Below are 9043 nucleotides of genomic sequence, written 5' to 3'. Positions count from 1 at the left end.
CGAGGGGCTGATCGGCGGGCTGGTCCACCGCCACATGGTGCGCCAGGGCCGGATCGAGCCGCTGTTCAACCCGCTGCGCGTCGGCGCCGTCACCTTCGTCGCCGAGGTGGTGCAGATGCTGATCATCCTGGCGGTGGCCCGGCCCTTCGAGGCGGCGATGCATCTGGTCGAGGTGGTGGCGGCCCCGATGATCGTCGCCAACACGCTGGGGGCAGCGCTGTTCATGCGCATCCTGCTGGAGCGGCGGGTTCTGGACGAGAAGCAGTCCAGCGCCTTCTCGGCCAAGGCGCTGAAGATCGCCGCGCGCTGCGACGGGGTGCTGCGGGGCGGCTTCAACAGCGAGAACAGCACCCGCGTTGCCCGCATCATCTTCGAGGAGACCGGCGTCGGCGCCGTCGCCATCACCGACCGGGACAAGCTGCTGGCCTTCATCGGCATGGGCGACGACCACCATCTGCCGGGTACGCCGATCAGCTCGCCGCAGACCCATCAGGCCATCGCCAACAACCAGGTCATCTATGCCGACGGCAACGAGGTGGCCTATCGCTGCTCGATCAGCCCGACCTGCCGGCTGGGGGCGGCGCTGGTGATCCCGCTGGTCGGCGAGGATGGCGGGGTGATCGGCACCATCAAGCTGTACGAGCCGAAGACCAAGATCTTCTCCACCATCAACCGCACGCTGGGCGAAGGCGTGGCGCGCCTGCTGTCCAACCAGATCCTGGCCGGCCGCTACGAGCAGCAGAAGGCGCTGCTGGCGCAGTCGGAGATCAAGCTGCTGCATGCCCAGGTCAACCCCCATTTCCTGTTCAACGCGCTGAACACCATCTCCGCCGTCATCCGCAACGATCCGGAGCGGGCGCGGCAGCTGGTGCAGAACCTGTCGACCTTCTTCCGCAAGAACCTGAAGCGGCCGAGCCAGATGGCGACGCTGGCCGACGAGGTCGAGCATGTCAGCGCCTATCTCCAGATCGAGCTGGCCCGCTTCACCGGGCGGCTGGCGGTGGAGATCGAGGTGCCGGAGGAGCTTCGCCATGCCCGGCTGCCGGCCTTCTCGCTCCAGCCGCTGGTGGAGAACGCGATCAAGCATGGCACCGCCCAGCTTCTGGGCGACGGCCGGGTGCGCATCGCGGCCCGGCGGCAGGCCGGCGACCTGCTGCTGTCGGTGGAGGACAATGCCGGGCTGTACGAGGCGAAGCCGGGCGGCGACGGGTTGGGGATGACCATCGTCGACCGCCGCATCCGCAACCGCTACGGTGAGGCTTACGGCGTCTCGGTCGCCTGCGATCCGGATGCCTCCACCCGCGTCACCCTGCGCCTGCCTCTTGAGGAAACCGTGCCTGCATGACGGCCATCATGAACGTCCTGATCGTCGATGACGAGCCGCTGGCGCGCGAGGAGCTGCGCCGGATGCTGGAGGAATTCTCCGACATCCGCATCGTCGGCGAATGCGCCAACGCCATCGAGGCCATCGGCGCCATCAACCGGCAGGCACCCGACGTGGTCTTCCTCGACATCCAGATGCCGCGGGTCAGCGGGCTGGAGATGCTCAGCATGCTCGATCCCGAGCGGATGCCGCGCATCGTCTTCCTGACCGCCCATGACGAGTATGCCGTCCAGGCCTTCGAGGAGCATGCCTTCGACTATCTGCTGAAGCCGGCCGATCCGGCGCGGCTGGCGAAGACCCTGCAGCGGCTGCGCCGGCAGCATGCGCCGCAGGAGCTGTCGGTTCTGCCGGGGGCGGCGGAGCTGCGCCACATCCCCTGCACCGGGGTCAACCGCATCACCCTGATGAAGCTGGCCGATGTCGAGTATGTCGTCTCCCGCCCCGCCGGCGTCTATGTGGTGGGGGAGGACGGGCAGGAGCGCTTCACCGAGCTGACGCTCCACACCATCCAGGAGAAGAGCCAGCTGTTCCGCTGCCACCGCCAGCATCTGGTCAACCCGGAGCGCATCCGGGAAATCCGCTTCGTCGACGGCGGGCTGGCGGAGATTCAGACCACCGGCGGCCATGTGGTGCCGGTCAGCCGGCGCTTCCTGGGCGCGCTCAAGGAACGGCTGGGGATGGGGTGAAGCCGGCGATGGCCATCTCCACCGCCGCTTCGGCATGGATGGCGGTGGTGTCGAACAGGGGGACGGCGCTGTCCTCCGGCTTCACCAGCAGCATGATCTCGGTGCAGCCGAGGATGATGGCCTCGGCGCCGCGCTCGACCAGCCGGGCGATCACCGCGCGGTAGGCCTGGCGGGACGCCGACTCGACCCGGCCCTGGACCAGCTCCTCGTAGATGATGCGATGGACAATGGCGCGGTCGGACTCGTCGGGGGTCAGCACCTCCAGCCCGTGGTGCCCGGTCAGCCGGCCCTTGTAGAAGTCCTGCTCCATGGTGAAGGCGGTGCCGAGCAGTCCGACGCGGCGGTGGCCGGCGGCACGGATGCGCTTGGCCGTGGGGTCGGCGATGTGCAGCAGCGGGATGGCGACGGCGGCCTGCACCTCGGCGGCCATGCGGTGCATGGTGTTGGTGCAGATCAGCAGGAAGTCGGCGCCGCCGCGCTCCAGCCGGCGGGCGGCGTCGATCATCAGGGCGGTGGCGTCGTCCCAGCGGCCGGCATGCTGCAACGCCTCGACCTCGGCGAAGTCGAAGGACCACATCAGGCAGCGGGCCGAGCGCAGACCGCCCAGCCGGTCGCGGACGCCTTCGTTGACGATGCGGTAATATTCGGCGGAGCTTTCCCAGCTCATGCCCCCGATCAGGCCGATCACCTTCTGCGACACCGGGCGCGTCTCCTGCCTTGCGTGGATGGACTATGGGGATGGAACGTTTGGAACGTCGTGAAACGGTTTCCGGCGTGCTGTTCACCGTTCAACCGCGGCCAGCCGGCGGAGTCCGGCCGCTGACGCTTTCTTCCTAACACGAGACCAGGGAGGCGGGTAGGGCGGGATGGAACGCCTGTCGCCGGTGTTACCTGAACGACGGTCCGGGAGGGGAGGGCGGCGATGGGAAGCGTGCGGCGGTGGTGGGGAATTGTCGTCGATGCGGCGTATGGCTGGATGAACGACGACGCGATGAGCATGGCGGCGTCCATCGCCTTCTACACCATCTTCTCGCTGGCGCCGCTGGCGATCCTGGTGATCGCGCTGGCCGGGCTGGTGTTCGGCGACGAGGCGGCGCGCGGCGCCCTGGTCGACCAGTTGACGGCGCTGGTCGGGCACGATGCCGGACAGACCCTGCAGGACCTGATCGCACGGGCCGGCGCGCGGGAAACCGGGGTCGTCGCCAGCGTCATCGGCATCGGCACCATCCTGGTCGGCGCCACCACCGTCTTCGTCGAGCTGCAGGCCGGGCTGAACCGCATCTGGCGGGTGGCGGCACCGCAGGAATCGACCATCACCTGGCTGGTGCGGGTTCGGTTGAAGGCGCTGGCGCTGATCGCCGCCATCGGCTTCCTGCTGATCGTGTCGCTGGTGGTCAGCGCCGCCCTGGCGGCGGCCGGCCGCTGGGCGTCGGCCTATCTGCCGGCGATGCCGTCGCTGCTGTGGCTGTTCGACATGGTGACCTCCTGGGCGGTTCTGACCGGGCTGTTCGCGCTGATCTACCGCATCCTGCCCGACACCTACATCCGCTGGACCGACGTCTGGCTGGGGGCGGCGGTGAACGCCTTCCTGTTCGCGGTTGGCAAGTTCCTGATCGGCTTCTACATCGCCACCAGCGGGGTGGTGTCGGTCTATGGCGCGGCCGGCTCCTTCGTGCTGATCCTGCTGTGGGTCTATTATTCGGCGGTCATCTTCCTGTTCGGGGCGGAGATGACCCGCGCCTATTCCGAACGCAGCGGCAGCCGGGCGCGGCTGCCCGGCCTGAAGCCGGAGGCAGGCCCCGGTCCGGCCGCGGCGGCTACCGGCCGCAGCAGCCGCGTCCCAGAGTCATCAGGATCTGCCGGGCCTTGAAGGCCTGGCGGTCGAGCGGTTCCTCCGCCGGGGCGAGGCGGGCCTGGGCCTCACGGTAGCGCTCGTAGGAATCGTCGTTGAACAGGCGGCGCAGGTTGGCGAGGGCCTTGCGCAGGGGCGTGCGGGGGCAGGGAGCGGTCATCGGAGATCTCTGGCGGAAGGTGGGGCGGAAGGTGGGGCGGAAGCCGGCAGTGTGGGACGTCCCACCTTAGCGCCGTTGCGGCAGGCACGAAGCCGGTTTCCGGCGAGCGGCGGTTTGACCGCTTGAGCGGCACATTCCGGGACTTGAGCGGTGGTGGTGGGAACCCTGCCGGTCTGGATCGCAGATGGGTTCTGCGAATTTTCGGGTGTGGCAATGCCGGATGCAGGCTCAACCAACCACGGGACCCGCCTCGAAGGCCGGCGAGTGCCAAAGCTCCCGGCCTTTTCCATTGCCCGCCCGGAGCCTTGAGCGCCGCCGCTCGCCCCCTGCCGGCTGCCGCTCGGCACGTCCCGGCTGCCGCTCGCGGCATTCCACCCCACGGGCATGAAGGGACGGCGTACACCGGCGGCATATCCTTTTCAGGAGAACCGTCATGGATCACGCCCTAACATTTGTGATCGCGACACTCTGCATTCTTGCGCTCTGCTACCGCTTCTACGGCGTGTTCTTCGTGCGCAAGGTTCTCCGTGCCGACGATTCGGAAGTCACCCCGTCCCACATCCTGGCGGACGGGAAGAATTATGTGCCCACCAAGAAATGGGTGAATGCCGGCCAGCATTTCGCCGCCATCGCCGCCGCCGGCCCGCTGGTCGGTCCGGTGTTGGCCGCCCAGTTCGGCTATCTGCCGAGCTTCCTGTGGCTGCTGATCGGCTGTGTCGTCGGCGGTGCGGTGCATGACACCGTCGTGCTGTTCGCCTCGATGAAGCACAAGGGCCAGTCGCTGTCCGAGGTCGCCAAGGCTGAACTCGGCCCGGTGGCCGGCTGGTGCACCGGTCTGGCGATGCTGTTCATCATCACCATCACCATGGCCGGCCTGTCGATGGTCGTCGTCCATGCGCTGGAACGCAACGCCTGGGGCGCCTTCGCGGTGTTCATGACGATCCCGATCGCCATCGCGCTCGGCCTCTACGAAAAGATCACCGGCTCGTCCAAGGGCGCCACCCAGGTCGGCATCGCCGCCATCGCCGCCTCGGTCTTCGCCGGCCCCTACATCCAGGGCACGCTGCTGGGCGAATGGCTGACGCTGCATGCCGAGACGGTCGCCATCATCCTGCCGGTCTATGCCTTCTTCGCCACCGCCCTGCCGGTGTGGATGCTGCTGACCCCGCGCGGCTACCTGTCGAGCTTCATGAAGATCGGCGTCTTCGGCGCGCTGGTTGTCGGCGTCGTCTTCATCAACCCGGAAATCCGCTTCCCCGCCCTGACCGATTTCATCCATGGCGGCGGCCCGGTGCTGAACGGCCCGGTCTGGCCCTTCATCTCGATCACCATCGCCTGCGGCGCCATCTCGGGCTTCCATGCCTTCATCGGGTCGGGCACCACGCCCAAGCTGATCGACAAGTGGAGCGACATCCGTCCGGTGGCCTTCGGCGGCATGCTGGCGGAATGCCTGGTCGGCGTCATGGCGCTGATCGCCGCCACCGCCCTGCATCCGGCCGACTATTTCGCCATCAACTCCGCGCCGGCCGCCTTCAAGGCCCTGGGCATGAACGTGGTGGATCTGCCGCGGCTTAGCCAGGAGATCGGTCTCGACCTCTACGGCCGGACCGGCGGTGCGGTGACGCTGGCGGTCGGCATGACCGAAATCTTCACCCGCGTTCCGTGGTTCGGCAACCTCGCCTCCTACTTCTTCCAGTTCGTCGTGATGTTCGAGGCGGTGTTCATCCTGACCGCCGTGGACAGCGGCACCCGGGTGGCCCGTTACCTGATCCAGGACCTGTTGGGCGACATCTATGCCCCGATGAAGCGGCTGGACTGGGTTCCCGGTTCGATCATCGCCAGCGTCATCGCCTGCTTGGCCTGGGGGTATCTGCTGACGTCGGGCGACATCAACTCGGTCTGGGCCCTGTTCGGCGTGTCGAACCAGCTGATGGCCTCTGTCGGTCTGATCATCGGCGCCACCATCATCCTGCGGCTGGCCCAGAAGCGGATCTACATGCTGACCTGCCTGATCCCGCTGGCCTACCTGTTCGTCACGGTGAACGTCGCCGGCTACTGGATGATCGCCAACGTCTATCTGAACAAGGCGGCCAAGGGCTACAACCCCTTCAACGCCGGCATCTCGATCATCATGCTGGTGCTGGGCTTCATCATCCTGATCGCCGCCTTCCGCAAGTGGAAGGAGCTGCTCCAGACCCGCGCCATCGAGGTTCCGATGGTCGCCACCCCGGCCGAATGACGGTTCAAGTGTCGTGAAAAGCGAACGGGTCCTGTGGAACACTCCACAGGACCCGTTCGCTTTTGTCCGTTTGGTAAGGGAGGACTGGCCGCGGTCAGGCCGCGACGCGCTCCTCCTCAGCATCCACCGCCACCGGCGGGATCCAGGCGACCAACTCCCGCCCGGTGTTGGCGAGGCGCTTCGGCTCGATATGGCCGATCACGCGGGTGCCTTCCCTGGCGATGCGCAGGATGTCGCCGTCCTCCGGAACCAGGGCGCGTTCGACACCGCAGCTGCGGGCGAGGCGGGCGTGGGCTTCCATATGCTGGATGGTGCCATGGACCGGCACGGCGAAGCGGGGGCGGACCAGCCCGTACATGCGGGCGAGGTCGTCGCGCTTCGGGTGGCCGGAGACATGGACCGGCGCGTCGGCGGGGGTGACGATCTCGACACCCATGCCGCGCAGATGCTCGTGGATTTCGGCCAGCGCCTCCTCGTTGCCGGGGATGGCGCGGGCGGAGAAGATGACGGTGTCGCCCTCTTCCAGCCACAGCTCGCGGTGCTCGTTGCGGGCCAGACGGCTCAGTGCCGCCCGCTCCTCGCCCTGGCTGCCGGTGCACAGGAACACGAGGTTCTCGCGCGGGGTCCAGGACGCCTCGCGGACATCCATGAAGTCCGGCACATGGTCGAGATAGCCGCAGGCCTGCGCCGCCTTTTCCATGCGCAGCATGGAGCGGCCGACCAGCACCACCTTGCGTCCGACCGCCGCCGCCGCTTCGGCCACCGCCGTCATGCGGGCGACGTTGGAGGCAAAGCCGGTCACCGCGATGGCGCCCGAGCGGTTGGCGAAGGCGCCGATCAGGCCGGCACGGGCGTCGGCCTCCGATCCGGTCGAACCGGGCACGTCGGCGTTGGTGCTGTCGCACATCATGGCGAGCAGCCCCTCGTCGCCCAGGCGCTTCAGCGCGGCGAAGTCGGTGGTCCGGCCGATCAGCGGATCGGGATCGAACTTCCAGTCGCCGGTGTGCAGCACCGTGCCGGCCGCCGTGCGGATCGCCAGCGACATCGGTTCGGGGATCGAATGGGTGACGGCGATGGTCTCGACCCGGAAGGGACCGATGGTCAGCGTGTCGCCGATCTCGAAGGTCTGCACCTTGGCGGCGCGATGCGCGCCCTTTTCCTTCAGCCGGTCCCGGATGATGTGGGAGGCGAAGGGGCTGGCATAGATCGGGCAGCGCAGGCGCGGCCACAGATGGTGGATCGCGCCGATATGGTCCTCGTGCGCGTGGGTCACCACCAGCCCGACGACATCCTGCATCCGCTCCTCGATGAAGGCCGGATCGGCCATCAGGCTGTCGATGCCCGGCATCTCGTCGCCGACGAAGGCGACGCCGGCGTCGACGATCAGCCATTTGCCGGCATGGCCGTAGAGCGCCATGTTCATGCCGATGCGGGAACAGCCGCCCAGCGGAAGGAACAGGATCTCGTCCTTGCCCGGAACCGGGCCGGTGGGGCCGCCGCCATGGACCGGAGTGGCCGGCGGGCGGGAGCCGTCGAAATCATCACGCGGACGCGGGTTGCGGTTGCGTGCGCGGTTGCTCGGCGCCATCCGGCGCCGCTTTGAATCAAACGTCATGCCTCTGTCGTACGTCTCACATAAGCCGGCATTCGACGCTGCCGGACGGGCGTGCATCGCTCGTCGATGCGGATCTCGTGGGTGGAAGGAACCCGGCCGGAGGCGCCATGCGGCTGCCGTCGGACGGCTGGGATCGGATGTTTCGTATGGGCTTATGTGGGCAAAGGGAGACGCACGTCAAGGGCATGCGTGAAAGGTCACACGAAATGGTGGGGCATTGCTGGGATGCGTGGGAGCGCCACACCGAAGCGGAGCGGCCTCTTACCGGCCGCCGGCCGATTGCCGATCTTCGGGTTGAAGAGGTTTGGCGTCCGCTTCGCAGCGTTTCCGATCATCGCCCATGGTCTTGTCGCAGAGGCTCCTGCCCCATGCGGCCCCTGTGTGCTGGAGCTGTTGCGACGAGCAGCCCGCCAGCGTTTGCACCAGCACCAGCATGGCGAGCGGGAACGCACGCATGTTCAGGATTTCCCCCTATTCGTCCGTCCCGTCGCCAGGATCGTCCGGGGCGCCTGGCTCATAGCTGAGGAGATCGCCCGGCTGGCAGTTCAGAAAGGCGCATATCCGCTCAAGCGTATCGAAGCGAACGCCCTTCACCTTGCCGCGCTTGAGCAGCGACAGGTTGGCTTCGGTGATTCCGACATAATCCGCCAGATCGCGCGACGTGACGTTGCGTTCCGCGAGCATGACGCCCAATCGAACCCGGATCGGCATTCGGCCGGCCTAGACGAACTGGTCGTTTTCGTCGGAGATCTCCACCGCTTCGGCCATGATCCAAGCGAAAACGGCGACGATCCCGGCGAAAAGCAGGGAGATGAGGGTGTCCGAACCGACGGTCAGCACCAGGGTCTTTGCCTTTTCCGGACCGTCCCAGCTCAACAGCACAGACAGGGCCGCCCCGGCCAGCGGTTTCAGGACCGCCGAGGCGGCGACGCCCAGCGAAAAGGCTTGCAGCCCACCGGTCGACCGCGGCGCGAAGATACGGCCCGTCGCCAGAGCGGCGAAGCAGCGGCGGGCGCCCAGCAGCCCGAAGATCAGCGCGCCAAGCGGCACCATCGAAATCGCGAACCCGCCGCGCGCTGCAGAATGCCGAGGCCGGTGTCCGGGCCA

General features: G+C 67.5%; 10 protein-coding genes. 4 read left to right on the top strand and 6 right to left on the bottom strand.

All coding sequences use genetic code 11. The annotated features are described in order from the left end of the window. Both I71_RS13230 and btsR read left to right on the top strand, forming a co-directional pair. Positions 1-1345: sensor histidine kinase (locus I71_RS13230; protein ID WP_042695322.1), on the top strand; the 1345-nt coding region annotated here is incomplete at its 5' end. Between the two features lie 8 nt (positions 1346-1353). After that, positions 1354-2070: a two-component system response regulator BtsR gene (gene btsR, locus I71_RS13225; RefSeq protein WP_042695325.1), complete on the top strand. Its 717-nt coding sequence runs from the start codon at positions 1354-1356 to the stop codon at positions 2068-2070. Here btsR and I71_RS13220 read toward each other — a convergent pair. Beyond that, positions 2045-2770 carry an aspartate/glutamate racemase family protein gene (locus I71_RS13220; protein WP_244433812.1) on the bottom strand — a complete coding sequence of 242 codons (726 nt, stop codon included), beginning with the start codon at positions 2768-2770 and terminating at the stop codon, positions 2045-2047. The genes btsR and I71_RS13220 overlap by 26 nt on opposite strands. 222 nt (positions 2771-2992) lie before the next feature. On the opposite strand from I71_RS13220, the gene I71_RS13215 reads away from it, so the two are divergent. Next, positions 2993-3940, top strand: a complete 948-nt coding sequence (locus I71_RS13215; protein ID WP_042695320.1) for a YihY/virulence factor BrkB family protein — start codon at positions 2993-2995, stop codon at positions 3938-3940. Here I71_RS13215 and I71_RS13210 read toward each other — a convergent pair. After that, positions 3888-4082: a hypothetical protein gene (locus I71_RS13210; RefSeq protein WP_042695319.1), complete on the bottom strand. Its 195-nt coding sequence runs from the start codon at positions 4080-4082 to the stop codon at positions 3888-3890. The two genes, I71_RS13215 and I71_RS13210, sit on opposite strands and share 53 nt — an antisense overlap. A gap of 433 nt (positions 4083-4515) precedes the next feature. Here I71_RS13210 and I71_RS13205 point away from each other — a divergent pair, with 433 nt between their 5' ends. Further along, on the top strand, positions 4516-6321 hold the full coding sequence (locus I71_RS13205; protein WP_042695318.1) for a carbon starvation protein A: 1806 nt from the start codon (positions 4516-4518) through the stop codon (positions 6319-6321). A gap of 94 nt (positions 6322-6415) precedes the next feature. Here I71_RS13205 and I71_RS13200 read toward each other — a convergent pair whose 3' ends face one another. From I71_RS13200 to I71_RS13185, 4 genes are all read right to left on the bottom strand, one after another. Beyond that, a complete protein-coding gene (locus I71_RS13200) occupies positions 6416-7936 on the bottom strand; it encodes a ribonuclease J (protein ID WP_244433811.1) in 1521 nt (506 codons plus the stop codon). Positions 7937-8197: 261 nt separating this feature from the next. Continuing rightward, complete coding sequence (locus I71_RS13195) at positions 8198-8392, bottom strand: hypothetical protein (protein WP_042695317.1); 195 nt, start codon at positions 8390-8392, stop codon at positions 8198-8200. A 15-nt stretch (positions 8393-8407) separates the two neighbouring features. Further along, the gene (locus I71_RS13190) at positions 8408-8647 is read right to left on the bottom strand and encodes a helix-turn-helix transcriptional regulator (RefSeq protein WP_042695316.1); all 240 of its coding nucleotides are present in this window, start codon (positions 8645-8647) and stop codon (positions 8408-8410) included. Between the two features lie 9 nt (positions 8648-8656). Next, positions 8657-8989 (bottom strand): DUF2975 domain-containing protein, encoded by a 333-nt coding sequence (locus I71_RS13185; RefSeq protein WP_083897141.1) that lies wholly within the window; start codon positions 8987-8989, stop codon positions 8657-8659. Positions 8990-9043 lie beyond the last annotated feature (54 nt).

It is taken from the genome of Azospirillum sp. B506, assembly GCF_000333595.1.
GTDB lineage: Bacteria > Pseudomonadota > Alphaproteobacteria > Azospirillales > Azospirillaceae > Azospirillum.
This window is presented reverse-complemented; position numbering and strand designations above follow the sequence as displayed.